The sequence below is a fragment of the Pseudomonas inefficax genome (assembly GCF_032164165.1).
Taxonomy (GTDB): domain Bacteria; phylum Pseudomonadota; class Gammaproteobacteria; order Pseudomonadales; family Pseudomonadaceae; genus Aquipseudomonas; species Aquipseudomonas inefficax.
The window spans coordinates 5,866,365-5,883,718 of record NZ_CP134401.1 but is presented as its reverse complement, the minus strand read 5'-3'; the positions used below and the strand labels follow the sequence as shown (position 1 = coordinate 5,883,718).

Genomic DNA, 17,354 nt, shown 5'->3' with positions numbered 1-17,354 from the left:
GTTGTCCAAATTTCAGGCTTTTTCTTGTGGGCCACTTCTTGTAGCTTTACAGGTCGTTTACCCAGGGAGCTGAACATGCAAGGCAAGGCACGCAAGATCGTCCAGGCCATTCTTTACGAAGCCATCGCTGTCGCCTGCGTGGCGCCCGCGCTGGAGCTGGCGTTCGGTGCCGGCATGGCGCAGTCGACCGTGCTGTCGGTGCTGATGTCGGGCATCGCGATGAGCTGGAACATGGCCTACAACTGGGTGTTCGAACGCTGGGAAGCGCGCCAGCACCGGCGTGAGCGCACGTTCCTGCGGCGCCTGCTGCATGCGCTGGGCTTCGAGGGCGGGCTGGTGCTGATCCTGCTGCCGCTGGTGGCGTACTGGCTGGACGTCAGCCTGTGGGCGGCGTTGCTGACCAACCTGGCGTTGTTCGTGTTCTTCTTCGTTTACGCGTTCGTCTTCCAGTGGGGCTTCGACAAGGTGTTCGATGTGCCGCTTTCGGCGCAGCAGGCGAAGTGTTGACTTTGTGCCGCACTAGCGGCTAAGTTGCTACCCATGAATACTTTCCAGCACGTCAACGCCATTATTATTACCGCCATTATCAGCTTGGCGGGCTAGCGCGTACGTGCACCGAACCCGCCCTGGAGGCGGGTTTCTTCTCTCTGACTCCTGGGCAACGTGAATACAGCCAAGGAGTCATCGATGACCAGCTTCGTCAGCCCTCGTTCTACCGTCACCCCCCAGCAACTGCTGTCGGAGCAGGTGCGTCGCATTCTTGCCGCCCCGGTATACGACCTGGCCATCGAAACGCCCTTGCAAGCTGCGCCTGCGTTGTCCGCCAGCCTGGGCAACCAGGTGCTGCTCAAGCGCGAAGACCTGCAGCCTACCTTCTCGTTCAAGATCCGCGGTGCGTACACCCGCCTGTCACGCCTGAGCAACCTGCAGCGCGAGCGCGGGGTGATCACCGCCTCCGCAGGCAACCATGCCCAGGGTGTGGCCCTGGCGGCATCGCACCTGGGCATGAAGGCCACCATCGTCATGCCTACCACCACGCCGTCGCTGAAGGTGGAAGGAGTACGTTCGCGCGGTGGCCATGTAGTGCTGCACGGCGAGAGTTTCCCCCATGCCCTGGCCCACGCGCTGAAACTGGCCGAAAGCGAAGGTGCGACCTTCGTGCCACCGTTCGACGACCCGGATGTGATCGCCGGGCAGGGCACCGTGGCCATGGAGATCCTTCGCCAGCGCCCGGGTGCGCTGGATGCCATCTTCGTGCCGGTGGGTGGCGGTGGGTTGATCGCTGGCATTGCCGCCTATGTGAAGTACCTGCGCCCTGAGGTGAAGGTGATCGGTGTCGAGCCAGAGGACTCCAACTGCCTGCAGGCTGCCATGGTAGCCGGTGAGCGGGTGATCCTGCCGCAGGTCGGCACCTTCGCCGATGGTGTGGCGGTGGCGCAGATCGGCGCCCATTGCTTCGAGCTGTGCCGGCACTTCGTTGACGAAGTGGTGACCGTGAGCAGCGACGAGCTGTGCGCGGCGATCAAGGACATCTATGACGACACCCGCTCGATCACCGAGCCGTCCGGCGCCCTGGCCGTGGCGGGGATCAAGAAGTACGTGGCGCGCGACGGCGTGCAGGGGCAGACCCTGGTGGCCATCGACTCCGGGGCCAATGTCAATTTCGACCGCCTGCGCCATGTGGCCGAGCGTGCCGAACTGGGCGAGCAGCGCGAGGCGATCATCGCAGTCACCATCCCGGAACAACCGGGCAGCTTCCGCGCCTTCTGCCAGGCCCTGGGCAAGCGGCAGATCACCGAGTTCAACTACCGCTATTACCCTGGCAAGGAGGCGCGGCTGTTCGTTGGGGTGCAGACACACCCGCTGCACGACCCACGCGACCAGTTGTTGGCCAGCCTGCGCGAGCAGGGCTACAGCGTACTGGACCTGACCGACAACGAACTGGCCAAGCTGCATGTGCGCCATACCGTTGGCGGCCATGCCGCGCCCGGGGCTGACGAGCGGGTGCTGCGCTTCGAATTCCCCGAGCGCCCGGGGGCTTTGCTGGGCTTTCTGGAGCGGCTGGGCAAGCGCTGGAATATCAGCCTGTTCCATTACCGCAACCATGGTGCGGCGGAGGCACGGGTATTTGCGGCGCTGGAAGTACCGGGGGATGAGTTGGCGGGGTTGCCGCTGGCGCTGGAGGAGATGGGGTACCGTTACTGGGATGAGACCGACAACCCGGCGTACAAGCTGTTCCTGGGTTGATACGCAAACTTCATGATTAGGCCGCTCTCGCAGAACTGCACAAACTCATTGAATTAGCAGGGACCCTGTGGGAGCGGCTTTAGCCGCGAACACCGGCGCAGCCGGTGCCATGCACCGCGTTGGCTTCTTCGCGGCTAAAGCCGCTCCCACAAGGTTTTGTGTGTGCCGGTAGATGGTGCTCAGCGCTCACGCATGAAGAAGCCGGCAACGAATTTGCGGAAGGTTTCCAGGCTCTTGAAGTCGGCGTAGCGCTTGAAATTCTCGGTATCCGGTTCGGGCCCGATTGGCTGTTCCAGCAACGATACCGACAACACCCGGTCCTGGTCCGAGGTCATTACCAGTTCATCCATCACCTGGCCGCCAATCACCGGGCGGCGCATCTGCACTTTCACGCCTTTGCCGGCCATCCAGTCGACCAGCGATACCAGGGCCTTGAGCGGTTCGCGTTCTTCATCGCGATACACCGGGAACAGATGAGCGCGGGACAGCACCGGAACGCTGGCCACATGGATCAACTCGTAGAAATGGCTGCCGGCACTGGTCGGCGAGTACAGTGCCAAGGCCAGCAATGGCCCGGCGGTGCGGTTGCCACCCCAATACAGGTGGTGCCCCTGGAAGTCGAAGCCGTCTTCACTGCGGTTGTTGAACAGCTTGCGCCCTTTTATCTGGTCTACGCAGTCCAGCAGCAGGCCGTGCCGGCGGTGGTTGCCGAACACCGTGGCTTCGCGCAGGCGGGACTTGAGCATCATCATGTGCTTCATGTCCAGGCGGGTTTCCAGGTAGTTGCTGGCGGGCACCCGTTCCAGCAGCGGATAGCGGCTGGCCACGCTGCGCAACTCGGCAAACTGCCCGGTCAGGTCCTTTTTCAGGTGCGTGGCATACAGGTTCAGGCCGCTGGTCTCGATCCAGGTCAGCAACAATGACAGCAGGCGCTGTTGGTCGCGCCGCTCGCTGCCATCACCACCGGCACCAGCGGTGCCGCTGCGGAAATCGCCGATCAGGCGCAACGGTGTGTCGGGCGGTAGCCAGGCAGCAGGTGGCGCGGGGTCGTTCTCGCGCTCGGCCGCTTCCCGCTCGTCCTTGGTGAACGGGCAGCCGAGCGCATGTTCGGCGGTACCCGGGTTGTTCTTGAGAAACAGCGTGCCGGTGTTGCCGTTGAGGGTGACATTGAGCACCGGCAAGGCATCGTTGCGGCAGTCGCAGGCCAGCCAATAGTTGGCGTTGCGCACCTTCATCAGTAACTGGTTGGCCTGCAGCAGGCGCGGGCCGGCGAGGCTGCCGGTGGCAAAGCCGACCAGCAGCTCCTCTTCTGCAGGGGTCAGGCTACGGACCTGTGCGGCGGTTTTGTCGATGATTCGCATGAAGCAGCTCCCAGCTACGAGCCCCAAGCTTCAAGCAAAGTCGCGCCGCTTTCAACTTACTGGGCAGTGCCACCGAACATCTTCGCCGCGCGGGCGCGAATTTCGTCGGGGGTCAGGTCCTCCTTGTGGGTGGACACGAACCAGATGTTGCCGAACGGGTCTTTCAGGGTGCCGCTGCGGTCGCCGTAGAACTGGTCCGTCACCGCATGCAGTTGGGTGGCGCCGGCCGCCAGGGCCTGGGCATAGACCTTGTCGCAGTCCTCGACATACAGGTGCAGTCCTACGCCTGCGCCGTTGAGCTTCTGGCTGGCGGTGAGGCCGCCCTCCATGTCGCAAGGGTCGCCCAGCATCAGCGACGAGTCGCCGATCTTCAGCTCGGCATGGCCGACGCGGCCGCCCGGGGCATCGAGGCGGAACATCTCGACGGCGGAGAAGGCCTTCTTGTAGAACTCGATAGCTTTGGCGGCGTCGTTGATGGCCAGGTAGGGCGTGATGCTGTGCTGGCCTTCGGGGATGGGTTTGGCTGCCATGTTCGACTCTCCTTGGAAGTGGGCGCCGGTTGGCGCCCTGTTGCTTAGAGTCGTTTGCGCGGATGGAAAATCGACAGGGGGGATAGATCGATTCTCTATAAGCGTGGTGGTCAGAAGATGTAGTCGGTGGTCAGGAAACTCGACTGCCGGTTGCGAATGATCTCGCTGATCAATTCCTTGTTGGCTTCCTGGAAGCGCGTGGCGACCAGCGTGCGGATCGAGAACACACGCAGGGCGTCGTGTACCGACAGGGTGCCTTCGGCGCTGTTCTTGCGGCCGTTGAACGGGTAAGTGTCGGGGCCGCGCTGGCATTGCGCATTGATGTTGATGCGCCCGACCTGGTTGGCAAAGATGTCGACCAGGCTGCCGATGGTCGCCGGGTCATTGCCGAACAGGCTCAATTGCTGGCCGTAGTCGGAGTCCAGTACATAGTCGATCACCGTCTGCAGGTCGCGGTAGGGCACAACCGGTACCAGCGGGCCGAACTGTTCCTCGTGGTAGACGCGCATGTCACTCTTCACCGGGTACAGCACGGCCGGGTAGAAGAACGAGCCACGGCTTTGCCCACCGCCTTCGTTGAGCACGCGTGCGCCCTTGACGGTGGCATCGGCGACCAGGCCGTCGAGGTAGTCGACCTTGCCGGGTTCGGGCAAAGGTGTCAGCGCCACGCCTGGCTCCCAGGGCATGCCAGGCTTGAGCGCGGCCAGCTTGCGCTGGAACTTGTCGAGGAAGGCATCGACCACGTCCTCGTGGACGTACAGGATCTTCAGCGCCGTGCAGCGCTGGCCATTGAACGACAGCGCACCGGTGACTGCCTCTTCGACGGCGTTGTCGAGGTCCACCTGGGGCAGCACGATGCCCGGGTTCTTGGCATCCAGCCCCAGCGCGGCGCGCAGCCGGTGCGGGCGCGGGTGCAGTTTTTTCAGGTCGCTGGCGGCCTTGTGCGTGCCGATGAAGGCGAACACATCGATTTTGCCGCTGGCCATCAGCGCACTCACCGTTTCCCGGCCGCGGCCGTAGATGACGTTGATCACCCCCGGCGGGAAGCTGTCACGGAAGGCTTCGAGCAACGGCCGAATCAGCAGTACACCGAATTTGGCCGGCTTGAACACCACGGTGTTGCCCATGATCAGCGCCGGGATCAGCGTGGTGAAGGTTTCGTTCAGCGGGTAGTTGTATGGCCCCATGCACAGGGCCACGCCCAGCGGTGCACGGCGGATCTGGCCCAGCGTGCCCTGTTCCAGCTCGAAGCGGCTGGAGCGGCGGTCGAGGTCCTTGAGGGCATTGATGGTGTCGACGATGTAGTCGCAGGTGCGGTCGAATTCCTTTTCCGAATCCTTGAGGTTCTTGCCGATTTCCCACATCAGCAGCTTGACCACGGCCTGGCGCTGCTCACGCATGCGTGCCAGGAAGGTCTCGACGTGCTGGATGCGCTCGGCCACGCGCATGTTCGGCCAGGTACCGCGGCCTTTGTCGTAGGCCTGCACGGCGGCATCGAGGGCGGTGAGCGCGGTGTCGGCATCGAGCAGCGGGGCGCTGCCCAGTACCACCTGGTGCTCATCGTTACCCTCCTTGAGCCAGACCGGGCTGCGCACCGTGGCCAAGGGGCCGTCCCAGCGCCTCAGCTCGCCGTTCACCAGATAGTCGCGTTGTTCCAGGGGGGCTTCCAGGCGCCAGGCTTGCGGGATGTTCTCGGCGCTGGGGAAGAGTGAATCGAGCAGACGGTCCATGGGTACTGCACCTCACATTGCTGGGCTGATTTCGAGCCAGGTGAATCGCTTCAGCTTGGAGCATGCACCGGCTGCCGGAAAAACACCAGTCTGGCTTAACATGACCGTAAATGCCTGCCTGTTGCGCAGGCAGGCACCTGGGGACTGTCAAAGCGGGAGGTTGAACAGGTCGTACGGTGGGTGCGTCAGCCATTGCTGACGCAGGGCGGGGTTTGCATCGATCAGGGCCAGGCGCCGCCAGAACTCTTCACGCGCGTACCGCGGGTGAGACAAGAACGGTTCCAGATCCAGCAATGGCCTGAGGTCGCGCCGGTACTGCAGCGGTAATCGCTGCCACAGGGCCATTTCGGCCGGGCCGGTCTGTTCAAAGAATTCCAGGTAGTCGCCTTCGCACACCAACAGGTCAACCTGATGCACGGTATTGTAGGCCTCGATCTGCGCAAGCACAGGTGCGCCCAGCCACTCGCTTTCCAGGCGCAGGGCGTTCGCGACTGGCCGTGGTACGTTGAAACCATCTGGCAGCCGCAGCAACTGGTTGTCGCCAATATCCACGATGTTGGGCTCGATCATCTGGCTCAGGCCTTGTGGCAATTCGCTTAGCGCACAGTCATTCAGGAACAACGTCCTCAGGTAGGCCAGTTCGCGCAGGTCCGGGGCCTGCAGCAGCGGGTTGCCCGAAAGGTCCAGCACCACAAGCCCGGAGCAGCGGTTCAATGCCTGCTGGGCCTGGGTACTCCAGGTAATGCGGTTGCCTTCCAGGTCCAGCCAGGCGAGGTGTTCAGGTCTGCCAAGGCGAGGCACGCTGTCGAACCGGCAGTCGGCCAGCAGCAAGCGATTGAGGTTGGGGAAGCGCTCGTAGAACTCGGCCGGCAACTGGCTGAGCGAACGGTTATAGCTGAGTGACAGGTGTTGCACATGGGGGAAGTCGTCTGGCAAGGCCAGGCTGGCCAGGGCCTGGTTGTCCAGTTCCAGGCCGGACAGGTCCAGGCTGTGCAGGCGGCCACCCCCTTCAAGCGCTATGGTCGACAGCCGCCGCCAGGCGTTGATGATGGGGCGGATGGCCAGGTGCCGCTGGTGAGGGCGCTGAGGATCGGGCCTGGCCCATTCATGCAGGTCGCGGCGCAAAGTATCCAGACGCTGCTGCAGGTCGTGCAGCCGCTGTGTGGGTGAGCGAATATCATCGGCGTAGAGGTTGTCCTCATCGTTGCCGAGCCAGTTTTCGAACTCCTGATCGGTGGCGTCCGGGAACAAGCGGCGATAGGCCCCGGCCAGCGAGCCTGCCAGGCGTGGCTGAGGCGGTTCGGGGGCCAACGGCCGCCCGCCGCGCAAGCCCCCCATGGGCTTGCGCAGTGCCGTTCGGTGCCCCCAGAGGCGCTGGGCCAGTGTCTCCCTGTGCTTGTCGACCCAATCCAGTACGTGCTGGCGTAGCGAACTGCCATCGGCGCTCGGAATACCCAGCATGTCGCGGTGCGAGCGTGACAGTGCCTGCTCTACGGCGCGGCAGAGGTCCGGATCACGCAGCGCAGGTGCAGGGCGCTCGCCCTGGTCGACCTCATAGCCTTCGACCGATTTGATCACCCGACGCAGGTGGGTGGCCTGGTCGCTGCCGACCTGCTCCAGCCGCGGGCCTTCAGGGCTGGCGCCGCGCAGCTCCAGGCGCACGTCCCCAGGCCAGTCGGGCATCGCATCCAGTGCGCTGAACAGCAGGCGTTCGCTGTCGCTGCTGGCCCGGGCAGGCTGAAGCACGCCTTCCAGCGCGCGTACCAGGGGCAGCTCGCTGTGCACCTGCTCTAATGTCTGGCGGACCTGAATGGGCAGCTGACCCTGTTGTTGCCATGCCAGTGATTCAGTCTCGCCCAGTGGTGCCAGCAAACGCGTGGCCAAGGCAGGGGATAGCCGCGGATAGGCATCGAGCAGTTTCTGCGATGACGGGGTGATGGTCGCGCTGCCGTCGTAGAGCTGCTGGAACAGGCCCGGCGAGGCCTCGTCGGCCAACGCCTCTACCTCGGCCTGTGCCGCCATGCGTTGCAGAACATCCAGTAACAGGGGCGGCGTTGGCTGGCCTTCCAGGTGCACCCGGCGCAAGCGCGCGGCGTCGACGCCACAGAGGCGGCCGGCCTGCGTCAGCTGTTCTGGGGTGAACGCCGCATATGGCTGGCCAAGACGGCGTACCAGCTTCGCGAATGGCCACTGGCCGGGCTGTTCATGCTGACCACGCCAGGCGCCTTGGCTGTTGTGCGCCAGCGGTGGCTGCCAGGCATCGGGCACCTCGGGGTGAATGGCCCGCCATTGCTGCAAATGGCTGTCGAAGCGTTGCTCGAAGAGTTGGCCGTCCATGCGGATGAAGTACCGGCCCTCGTACAGGTACTGGCCAAGTGCATTGGGCTGCAGGTTTTCGGGCAGTGTGACGGCACTGCGGTAGGGGGGGAGGTCTTCATTCCAGAGCCGGTAGCGGCCGTCGTTGCGGCGTACTTGCTGAAGGTTTTCCATCAACGGGCTGTTGAACAGCTTGGGTACCACCTTGCCCGCTGCCACGAAGGCACCGACAAGGGCCAGGTTCAGGCCTACCGCCTCCAGGTGGCGCAGCGCCAGGTGACGATCGCCTTCATGCCAGGCCTCGTAGCCTTCGAAGGCCTCGCCGAGCAGTTGGCAGGCGGTGACGGCCAGCATCAGGGTGCCTGCACCTGGAATGAAGAACGCGGCGATATTGAGCGCATCCAGGCCAAGGCTTTCCCATTCCTCCAGGCGCCTGGCCCGTGCATTGGCATCGGCCGCCGCTGTCGGCACCGCCAGCAGGCTGGCTTCATGCTTGAGGCGGGCCAGGTGCAGGTCCTGGTAGTGGCCGAATGGCTCGGCCGTGATGGCCACGCGCGTGGGGCGCAGGTCGGCATGCGCTGCGCGCTGCCAAGGGCGGTCGTAGGCAGTGTTGCCTGTGACGTCAAGGTTTTGCCGCAGCAGGTCGAGAAAATGCGTCCGCTCGTCCTGCCTGATGTAGGGCATGAAGGCCTGGCGGGCATCGGGCTCCAGCAGCAAGGTCGCCAGTGTGTCGTGTACCGCGTCCAGGTTGTTGCATTGGCGCAGGGCCGGGTCATGGCCGGGCAAGTACAGCGCCAGCCCCGCACTGCCGGCATCGATCAGCATGACTTCTTGCAGCTCGGTGCCGAACAGCGCCAGTTGCCAGCATCTCACCGCGCCACCCTGTAGCAACTGTTCGACCTGATCGCGCGTGCTGCCGTCAAGCAGGTGCCGCAGATAGGCAAGGTCGGCCGCCAGGCGCAGGCGGTCTTGCTGCACCCTGATGGCCAAGGCTCGGGTAGCGGGTCGGGCGAAGTGCTGCTCCAGGTGGGCCTGGTAAGCGCTACCCAGGTCCAGGTCGCGGCACATTGTGGCAAAGGTGGCCGGGGCAAGTGGCAGGCGGTCAACCTGGTAGCGCTCGGATGTAAGCGCAAAGTGCGCTACCGGTACTTGCATGCCAAGTGGGGCCGAGCCTTGTACTTGGACCGCTGTTACCTGAATGCTGCGGCTTGGGGCAATGGCACTTTCGGAAGTGAAGACCTCATCGTCGGCGAAGTTCTGCAGGGCGGCCTGTAGCAGGTTGTCGCGACGATGGCGGTACAGATAACGCAGGCCAATCCAGTGCCAGTCGCGTTCGACCCGCAGCAGCTCGGTGGAGCGCAACGGCGCATGAAAGCCTAGTGCGGCAAGACTGCCCTGCAGCAATGGTTCTGCGAACTCGGCGATCTGTTTCAGCCCTTTGAGCGCGCGGGCCAAGGCCGCTTGCGAATGTATCAGGCGCGCCTGGCTGGCATGCACCGCCTGGCGCAGGTCGGGAGCTGCATTGGCAAACCAGTCCTGCGTCTGCCATGGGGCGGTCTGGGTTTGCTTCAGCGCGGCCCACTGGTCGGGGGCTGCCTGGCGGGCCCAGTATGGCAGCTGCGCCTCGAGCAAGGGTTGATGGGGGTTGTTGGCCGGCATGACGATGCTCCTTTATGAAAAGGAGGCATCAAACGCTATTCCTTTGAAGCCAAGTGGTAATGGGATAACGCGACTTGCAGATATTGAGGACCTGTTACGGCGATAGGACGTGTACTATCCAGGCGCAGGACAGCGGCGAGCGGGGTGAGGGATGATCGAGGTATCACGGTTCTGGCGCGACCCGGCGTTGCCTTTCGTCGAAGCCCGGCGGGTAGGGGACGGGCGCCAGGTGTGCTACGCCGCGCATTCCCACGAGAGCTTTTCCATCGGGGTGATAACGGGTGGGCGCAGCTCCTACCTGTACGGTGACCGGTGCATCGAGGTGGCGGCTGGTTCCACGGTGCTGATGAACCCGGGTGTGGTGCATGCTTGCAATCCCATCGACGGGGAGCCTTGGTCTTACCTGATGTTGTTCGTCGATATGCCCTGGTTGCAGGCGCTGGGGTTTACCTTGCCGGCCGAGGCCTGGAGCAGCTCGCCGGTGTTGTACCAGGGCCTGTTGCAGGCCTTTGCCGACCTGTTCGACGCCAGCGTGCCAGACCGGGAAGGGCGCCTGGCGGCGCTGTTTGGTGCCTTGCCGGGGTTGCTTGGCGGTAATGCCAGCGTCAACGATGATGGCAACCCGCGGCTGGATGCGGCGGCAGCGTTCATACGCGCCCATCGTGGCGACCCGCTGAGCCTGGACGACATCTGCGCGGCATGCGGGCTGTCGCGTTCCTACCTGATTCGCGCGTTCCGCCAACGCTTCGGGCTGACGCCACATGGCTACCTGCTCGACCAGCGCGTGCAGCTGGCCAGGGCGCAACTGCGCCAGGGCCGGGCAATTGCCGAGGTGGCGCAGGAGGCCGGGTTTGCCGACCAGGCGCACCTGCAGCGGGCCTTCAAGCGGCACCTGGCGACGACGCCGGGGCATTACCGCAATGCACTTGGCTGAGTGGCCATGTTGGCGTCACTGTACCTGTGGGAGCGCCAACTTTTAGAATTTGAGCAAGACAGTTGCTCCCCCCAGGTACTGCGCAGGTCTTGAGGCCAGCGACAGGGTCGGTGCAGCTAGCCTTGAATGACCAGATAAACCGCACTGCCCACGAGCAGCAGCGCCAAGCTCCGATTCAGCAGGCGCATGTGCCGTGGGTTGCCCAGGTACTGGCGAACCACGCTTCCGGCCCACGCCCAGCTGGCCACCGAAATGAAGCAGATCGGTCCGTAGATCCAGGCAAACAGCCACAGCAACTGCTGCTCACCGCCGGTGTAGGCACCGACCCCGGCCACCGCCGCCAGCCATGCCTTGGGGTTGAGCCATTGCATCGCCGCGCCGTGCCAGGCCGAGGGGGCCTGGGAGTGATGTGCAGCAACCAGCTGACCGTCATCGCTGGCCAGCTTCCATGCCATGTACAGCAGGAACGCCACGCCGCCCCAGTGCAACAGCAGGCCAAGCAAAGGCCAGCGCAGCAACAACTGATGCAGGCCCAGCCCGACCAGCACCAGCAACAGGCAGAAACCCAGCGTGGCGCCAGCCACATGCGCAAGGCTCGCACGCAGGCCATGGCGGGCACCGCTGCCCAGCGCGACGATGTTGACCGGGCCGGGGGAGATCGAAGCCGCCAGTGCGAAAGCGGCCATGGATAGAGACAGGCTCATGAGGATGATCCGTTTGGGTGAAGGTGGCCTCAATGTTCGGCCAGCGACAGCCTGCGGTATTGAAGGAAAGTACCCATTGCGGACTGATGCATCTCTTGTGGAGGCAACTGTCTTGTTCAAAAACTAGAAGCTTGCGCAGGCTTTGTGGGAGCGGGCGAGCCCGCGAACACCGGCAAAGCCGGTGGCCATCACTGCGTCGCCTGTTTCGCGGGCACGCCCGCTCCCACAGGGATGCGTGGCTCTGGAGACGTTGTTACAGGTTTTGTAATAGTTTTGCACTATTACGAATAGCTGCTGTGCTTGTAGGATCATTTTCCCAATTTGCAATCAAGGTCTATATGAGCACCTTCGCGGAGCCCCCCAGTCCCCAGCCTTCAAGGCCTTCCTTCTTCCGTCCTCGTGACGCTGCACTCGTGAGTACCCGCTAATGGAATGGCTAGCCGACCCCACGGCCTGGCTGGGCCTGCTGACGCTTATCGTCCTCGAACTGGTGCTGGGTATTGACAACCTGGTGTTCATCGCCATTCTCGCCGACAAGCTGCCACCGCATCAGCGCGACCGCGCGCGGGTCATTGGCCTGAGTCTGGCGTTGATCATGCGCCTGGGCCTGTTGGCCAGTATCTCGTGGATGGTCACCCTGACCGCGCCGTTGTTCGAGGTGTTCGACAAGAGCTTCTCGGGCCGCGACCTGATCATGCTGTTCGGTGGCGTGTTCCTGCTGTTCAAGGCCACCATGGAGCTGCACGAACGGCTGGAAGGCCACGTGGCCCAGGCCAGCGGCGCAGTGCGCCATGCTGCGTTCTGGCCGATCGTCGCGCAGATCGTGGTGCTCGATGCGGTGTTCTCGCTAGACGCGGTAATTACCGCGGTGGGCATGGTCGAACATTTGTCGGTGATGATGATCGCGGTGATCTTCTCGATCGGTATCATGATCGTTGCCAGCAAGCCGCTGACCCGCTTCGTCAACGCCCACCCCACGGTGATCATGCTGTGCCTGGGCTTCCTGATGATGATCGGCTTCAGCCTCACCGCCGAAGGCCTGGGCTTCCATATCCCGAAAGGTTACCTGTACGCGGCCATCGGCTTCTCGATCCTGATCGAGCTGTTCAACCAGTTGGCCCGTGCCCGCCGCAAGCGCAGCCTGCAGCAGCACCGGCCGCTGCGTGAGCGCACCGCGCATGCCGTGCTGCGCCTGCTGGGTGGCCGCCGGGTCGAGGCCGACGAGGTGGGCGAGGAAATCGCCGACCTGGTCGAAGGTGGTGAGGAGCAGGTGCTGTTCGACCGCCGTGAACGCGTGATGATCAGTGGCGTGCTGAACCTGGCCGAGCGGCCGATCCGCACGGTGATGACTGCCCGCACCGAGGTCGATGTGATCGACCTGGCGCAGCCGGCCGACGCCATTGCACAGGCCCTGGCCAATTCGCCGTACTCGCGCCTGCCAGTGATTCGCGACGGGCGCGTGGACGAGCCACTGGGCTTCGTGCACAAGAAGGAGCTGCTCAAGGAGCTGCTGTCGGGCAGCCAGCCTGACCTGGAAGGCATGGCCCGGGTACCGCTGAACCTGCTGGAAAGCTTCAGCATCCTCAATGCCCTGGAGCAGATGCGAAGCCAGTCGACGCACATTGCCTTCGTGGTCAACGAATTCGGTGACTTCACCGGCCTGCTGACCATGACCGATATCCTCGAGTCGATTGCCGGCGAGTTGCCGGATGCCAGCGAGGTCGAAGGCCCGGGCATCGTCCAGGAAGGTGAAGGTTTTGTGGTCAGCGGTGCATTGAACCTGAGCCAGGTGCAGGCCCGTACCGGCTTCAGCGCCCGCGCCACCGAGGACTACCAGACCCTCGCGGGCCTGGTGATGAGCCTGCTCGACCGCTTGCCCATGGTCGGTGACCGCCTGGCCTGGAATGGCTGGACGCTGACCGTGGAGGCGGTCGAGGAGCGGCGGGTGCGCCAGGTTCGGCTTACACCGACCGGCGACGTTGACGCAGCAGGTGCTTGAAGCCCTCGATCACCAGCACCAGCACCGCGGCCCAGATCGGCAGGTAGGTCAGCCACTGATCCGGGCCGATGGTTTCGCCAAGCAGCAGCGCCACGCCTACCAGCAGCACCGGCTCGACGTAGCTGAGCAGGCCGAACAGGCTGAACGGCAGCAGGCGGCTGGCAAGCACGTAGGCGATCAAGGCCGAGGCGCTGATCGCCCCCAGGATCGGGATCAACGCATACAGCCCGGGGTGTGCCTGTAGGTCGGCAGGGGAGAGTGGGCCCTGGATCACGAAGTACAACGCCCAGGGCAACAGCAGGCACATGTCGCACCACAGGCCGCCAAGGTGGTCGGTGCGGCAGCGCTTGCGCAACACGAAATAGATCGGGTAGCCGATCGTTACCAACAGGGTTTCCCAGGCGAAACTGCCATTCTGGTACAGCTCGTGGCCCACGCCCAGCGCGGCGCAGGCCACGGCCACCTTCTGCAGGCGTGACAGGCGCTCGCCATACACCAGCCGGCCGGTCAGGACCATGGCCAGCGGCAGCAGGAAGTAACCCATCGACACTTCCAGGCTGCGCCCGTGCAGGGGCGCCCAGAGAAACAGCCACAGCTGCACGCCCATCAGCCACGATGTGCCGAGCATGCCCAGCAACAGCAGCGGCGTGCGTTTTACCCGGGTGAGCAGTTCGCCCACTCGTTTCCAGTCTTTCGAGACAAGCATGAACAGGGTCAGGCAGGGTAGCGTCAACAGGGTGCGCCAGCCAAAGATCTCTTCGCCATCGAGTGGCGTGAGCAGAGAGGTATAGAAGTACATCACGGCGAACAGACAGGACGCCATGACCGACGAAAGAATGCCTTTTGACACGAATGCCTCGAATAGGAAATTGAGCGGGTGGATCAGCCGCGCATGATCTCAGGGGGCGCGGCTTGCGGCAACCGCGACGCAGCCGGGCGTGCCGCCAGTGCTTCGAGGAACTGGGCAGCCGGCATTGGCCGGGCGAACAGGTAGCCCTGCTGGAAGTCCACCTCGTGACGGGCCAGGTAGTCGCGCTGGGCTTCTGTTTCCACGCCCTCGGCAACGATGCCCAGGCCCAGCTTGGCGGACAGCTCGATGATGGTCTCGAGGATGTGCACCGACAGCGCGTCACCACCGATCATGGCGACGAAGCTCTGGTCGATCTTCAGGTAGTCGACCTTGAACTGGCGCAGGTAGTTGAGGCTTGACTGGCCGGTGCCGAAGTCGTCCAGGGCGATCTTCACACCCATGGCGTCGAGCTTCTCGAACAGTTCCAGAGTCACCGGCGTGGCCTCGATCAGCTTGCGCTCGGTCAGCTCCAGGGTCAGCACCACCCGGCCTGGCGGGAAGTGCTGGAGAAAGGTGCGGCAGTCGTCCAGCAGGCTGAAGTCGCGACAGTGGTCGGCAGTGATGTTGATGCCGATATGGAAACCGTCCTCCAGCAGCCCGGCATAGGGTGCCAGGTTCTGGGCAGTGTGCATCATCAGCGCACGGGTCATGGCAACGATCTGCCCGCTGTGTTCGGCGTAGGGGATGAACAGGTCGGGGCGTACCAGGCCTTCGCGCGGGTGGTTCCAGCGCATCAGCACTTCGGCGCCGGCCCAGCGGTAATCGCCCTTGCGCACCACCGGCTGGAAGTACGGCAGGAACTCGTCGGCCTCCAGCGCCCGGCGCAGTTCGGCACGCGGCGAGTTGGCGCGGCGAACCTGCCAGCGGCACACCAGGGCGGCTACCGCGCCCAGTACCAGCAGCAAGGCGAACAGGGCGGGGTAGTGGCTGCGCCACAGCTGGCCCTGCCTGTCGGCGCCATAGCCGCCCTGCACGCTGAACGGGTAACGGGTCGAGCCCAGCAGTACATTTGCGCTGGCCGCGGCCGGCGGCAAGCCTTTGTGCACGATGCCATCCTTGCCCAGCCAGGCATCGCCCACGCGGATGTGCAGATCTTCATCGGGGCCGATCAGGCGCAGCGCCGTCAGCAGGTGGTCGCCATCCACCGTACTGATTGCGCCGCGGTCGCCGTCGCTGGCTCGATACACCAGCAGCGGGTGGCCGGGGGTGACCGAGTTGCCGTCCATCAGCCACAGCTTGCCGTCAATATAGTCGCCGGGGTTGACCGGCTCGTCGAACGCGCCGAACAGCGAGGTGCAATAAAGGGCGTTGTGCCGGAACAGGTTGGTCGAGCGGACGAAGGCGTTGCGCGTGACCTGGGCGCGCAGCATGAGCTGGGCCTCGTCGCACGGGCTGTCGGCAAGCGGCAGCAGGGCATTGGCAGCGCTGGACAGGTTGTCGAGAATGCGCTCGACATGCTCCACCACTTGGCGCGCGGTGGCCTGGCTGCTGGCCTGCATTTCGCGCTCGATCTGCCAGTTCATCACGGCCAGGCCGCACGCCACCGGCAGCACGCCGACGACCCAAGGCAACAGGGTGCGCCAGCTGAGGCGAGCGCGGCGTTTTACGGAAAGGGGCATGCTGACCTGATCTGTAGGAGGATTACGAGAGGATAGCCGCTTGTCGGAACCCGTGAGCAACTAAAGCGCGACAAACCATTTTACGCAATGTAGAATCGATTTACGAATACAACAATAAGGTCCTTCGATACCGGAGGATCAAGCCCGCCGAGAATGGGTCCATATGACATACCATGGGTTCAAGCTGTTAATAGGTGATTTCCTCGCCCGCAGCGTGCGGGGTATCCCTTGCTCACCACCGTTTCCGTGCCACATCCCGCGCAATCAATAATTTTTCGCTGCAGATGAGGACACGAACATGGCTGATATATTCGACAATCCAATGGGCCTGATGGGCTTCGAGTTCATCGAACTGGCTTCGCCTACCCCTGGCGTACTCGAGCCGGTATTCCAGATGCTGGGCTTCACCAAGGTGGCAACCCACCGTTCCAAGGATGTGCACCTGTATCGGCAGGGTGGCATCAACCTGATCCTGAACAACGAACCCAAGAGCATCGCCTCGTACTTCGCCGCCGAACACGGCCCGTCGGTATGCGGCATGGCGTTCCGTGTGCGAAACGCCCATGAGGCCTATGCCCGCGCCCTGGAACTGGGCGCCCAGCCGGTGGAAATCGAGACCGGCCCGATGGAGCTGCGCCTGCCGGCGATCAAGGGCATCGGCGGTGCGCCGCTGTACCTGATCGACCGTTTCGAGGAAGGCAGCTCGATCTACGATATCGACTTCAAGTTCATCGAAGGTGTGGACCGCAACCCGGTGGGTGCCGGCCTGAAAATTATCGACCACCTCACCCACAACGTCTATCGCGGGCGCATGTCGTACTGGGCCGGCTTCTACGAGAAGCTGTTCAACTTCCGTGAAATCCGCTATTTCGATATCAAAGGTGAGTACACCGGGCTGACTTCGCGTGCCATGACCGCACCGGATGGCATGATCCGCATTCCGCTGAACGAAGAATCGTCCAAGGGCTCCGGGCAGATCGAAGAGTTCCTGATGCAGTTCAACGGTGAAGGCATCCAGCATGTCGCCTTCCTGACCGATGACCTGCTCAAGACCTGGGACGCCCTCAAGGGCTTCGGCATGCGCTTCATGACTGCACCGCCGCAAACCTACTACGAGATGCTCGAAGAGCGCCTGCCGGGTCACGGCGAGCCGGTAGACCAGTTGCAGGCACGTGGCATCCTCCTCGATGGCGCCTCCCAGTCTGACGACAAGCGCCTGCTGCTGCAGATCTTCTCCGAGACCCTGCTCGGCCCGGTGTTCTTCGAGTTCATCCAGCGCAAGGGTGATGACGGCTTTGGCGAGGGCAACTTCAAGGCCTTGTTCGAGTCCATCGAGCGCGACCAGGTACGCCGTGGTGTGCTGAGCACCGACTGAACCAAGGGTACCGCCGTCACGCTCGATGGC

12 protein-coding genes are annotated in these 17,354 nt (G+C 63.6%); 5 read left to right on the top strand and 7 right to left on the bottom strand.

Annotated elements, in window-relative coordinates; translation table 11 throughout:
* Positions 1 to 75 precede the first annotated feature (75 nt).
* Both RIN61_RS26505 and ilvA read left to right on the top strand, forming a co-directional pair.
* Positions 76 to 507 (top strand): PACE efflux transporter, encoded by a 432-nt coding sequence (locus tag RIN61_RS26505; RefSeq protein ID WP_003259966.1) that lies wholly within the window; start codon positions 76 to 78, stop codon positions 505 to 507.
* Between the two features lie 180 nt (positions 508 to 687).
* A complete protein-coding gene (ilvA, locus tag RIN61_RS26500; RefSeq protein WP_112252495.1) occupies positions 688 to 2,247 on the top strand; it encodes a threonine ammonia-lyase, biosynthetic in 1,560 nt (519 codons plus the stop codon).
* Positions 2,248 to 2,426: 179 nt separating this feature from the next.
* Here ilvA and RIN61_RS26495 read toward each other — a convergent pair whose 3' ends face one another.
* The 4 genes from RIN61_RS26495 to RIN61_RS26480 form a co-directional block, all read right to left on the bottom strand.
* The gene (locus tag RIN61_RS26495) at positions 2,427 to 3,608 is read right to left on the bottom strand and encodes a DUF8534 domain-containing protein (RefSeq protein WP_313855105.1); all 1,182 of its coding nucleotides are present in this window, start codon (positions 3,606 to 3,608) and stop codon (positions 2,427 to 2,429) included.
* Positions 3,609 to 3,664: 56 nt separating this feature from the next.
* A complete protein-coding gene (locus tag RIN61_RS26490; protein ID WP_133978858.1) occupies positions 3,665 to 4,138 on the bottom strand; it encodes a VOC family protein in 474 nt (157 codons plus the stop codon).
* 110 nt (positions 4,139 to 4,248) lie between these two features.
* Positions 4,249 to 5,868: an NADP-dependent glyceraldehyde-3-phosphate dehydrogenase gene (locus tag RIN61_RS26485; protein ID WP_313855100.1), complete on the bottom strand. Its 1,620-nt coding sequence runs from the start codon at positions 5,866 to 5,868 to the stop codon at positions 4,249 to 4,251.
* A 147-nt stretch (positions 5,869 to 6,015) separates the two neighbouring features.
* On the bottom strand, positions 6,016 to 9,843 hold the full coding sequence (locus tag RIN61_RS26480; protein ID WP_313855098.1) for a dermonecrotic toxin domain-containing protein: 3,828 nt from the start codon (positions 9,841 to 9,843) through the stop codon (positions 6,016 to 6,018).
* A gap of 151 nt (positions 9,844 to 9,994) precedes the next feature.
* On the opposite strand from RIN61_RS26480, the gene RIN61_RS26475 reads away from it, so the two are divergent.
* Complete coding sequence (locus tag RIN61_RS26475; protein WP_313855095.1) at positions 9,995 to 10,777, top strand: AraC family transcriptional regulator; 783 nt, start codon at positions 9,995 to 9,997, stop codon at positions 10,775 to 10,777.
* 116 nt (positions 10,778 to 10,893) lie between these two features.
* Here RIN61_RS26475 and RIN61_RS26470 read toward each other — a convergent pair whose 3' ends face one another.
* Positions 10,894 to 11,481, bottom strand: coding sequence for a LysE family translocator (locus RIN61_RS26470; protein WP_207878518.1), 588 nt, complete (start codon positions 11,479 to 11,481; stop codon positions 10,894 to 10,896).
* 427 nt (positions 11,482 to 11,908) lie between these two features.
* Here RIN61_RS26470 and RIN61_RS26465 point away from each other — a divergent pair, with 427 nt between their 5' ends.
* The gene (locus RIN61_RS26465; protein WP_207878521.1) at positions 11,909 to 13,480 is read left to right on the top strand and encodes a TerC family protein; all 1,572 of its coding nucleotides are present in this window, start codon (positions 11,909 to 11,911) and stop codon (positions 13,478 to 13,480) included.
* On the opposite strand, the gene rarD is transcribed toward RIN61_RS26465, so the two are convergent.
* Both rarD and RIN61_RS26455 read right to left on the bottom strand, forming a co-directional pair.
* Positions 13,443 to 14,330, bottom strand: a complete 888-nt coding sequence (gene rarD, locus RIN61_RS26460; protein ID WP_207878524.1) for an EamA family transporter RarD — start codon at positions 14,328 to 14,330, stop codon at positions 13,443 to 13,445. The two genes, RIN61_RS26465 and rarD, sit on opposite strands and share 38 nt — an antisense overlap.
* 32 nt (positions 14,331 to 14,362) lie before the next feature.
* Positions 14,363 to 15,949 carry an EAL domain-containing protein gene (locus RIN61_RS26455; protein WP_112252485.1) on the bottom strand — a complete coding sequence of 529 codons (1,587 nt, stop codon included), beginning with the start codon at positions 15,947 to 15,949 and terminating at the stop codon, positions 14,363 to 14,365.
* Between the two features lie 298 nt (positions 15,950 to 16,247).
* Here RIN61_RS26455 and hppD point away from each other — a divergent pair, with 298 nt between their 5' ends.
* Entirely contained in the window at positions 16,248 to 17,324 is a 1,077-nt protein-coding gene (gene hppD / locus RIN61_RS26450; protein WP_112252484.1) for a 4-hydroxyphenylpyruvate dioxygenase, read from the top strand.
* Positions 17,325 to 17,354: the final 30 nt, after the last annotated feature.

What these genes read in the sequence shown, in the direction of transcription:
- RIN61_RS26505 (WP_003259966.1), top strand. Translation starts at nt 76, where the DNA reads ATGCAAGGCAAGGCACGCAAGATCGTCCAGGCCATTCTTTACGAAGCC.
- ilvA (WP_112252495.1), top strand. Translation starts at nt 688, where the DNA reads ATGACCAGCTTCGTCAGCCCTCGTTCTACCGTCACCCCCCAGCAACTG.
- RIN61_RS26495 (WP_313855105.1), bottom strand. Translation starts at nt 3,608, where the DNA reads ATGCGAATCATCGACAAAACCGCCGCACAGGTCCGTAGCCTGACCCCT.
- RIN61_RS26490 (WP_133978858.1), bottom strand. Translation starts at nt 4,138, where the DNA reads ATGGCAGCCAAACCCATCCCCGAAGGCCAGCACAGCATCACGCCCTAC.
- RIN61_RS26485 (WP_313855100.1), bottom strand. Translation starts at nt 5,868, where the DNA reads ATGGACCGTCTGCTCGATTCACTCTTCCCCAGCGCCGAGAACATCCCG.
- RIN61_RS26480 (WP_313855098.1), bottom strand. Translation starts at nt 9,843, where the DNA reads ATGCCGGCCAACAACCCCCATCAACCCTTGCTCGAGGCGCAGCTGCCA.
- RIN61_RS26475 (WP_313855095.1), top strand. Translation starts at nt 9,995, where the DNA reads ATGATCGAGGTATCACGGTTCTGGCGCGACCCGGCGTTGCCTTTCGTC.
- RIN61_RS26470 (WP_207878518.1), bottom strand. Translation starts at nt 11,481, where the DNA reads ATGAGCCTGTCTCTATCCATGGCCGCTTTCGCACTGGCGGCTTCGATC.
- RIN61_RS26465 (WP_207878521.1), top strand. Translation starts at nt 11,909, where the DNA reads ATGGAATGGCTAGCCGACCCCACGGCCTGGCTGGGCCTGCTGACGCTT.
- RIN61_RS26455 (WP_112252485.1), bottom strand. Translation starts at nt 15,949, where the DNA reads ATGCCCCTTTCCGTAAAACGCCGCGCTCGCCTCAGCTGGCGCACCCTG.
- hppD (WP_112252484.1), top strand. Translation starts at nt 16,248, where the DNA reads ATGGCTGATATATTCGACAATCCAATGGGCCTGATGGGCTTCGAGTTC.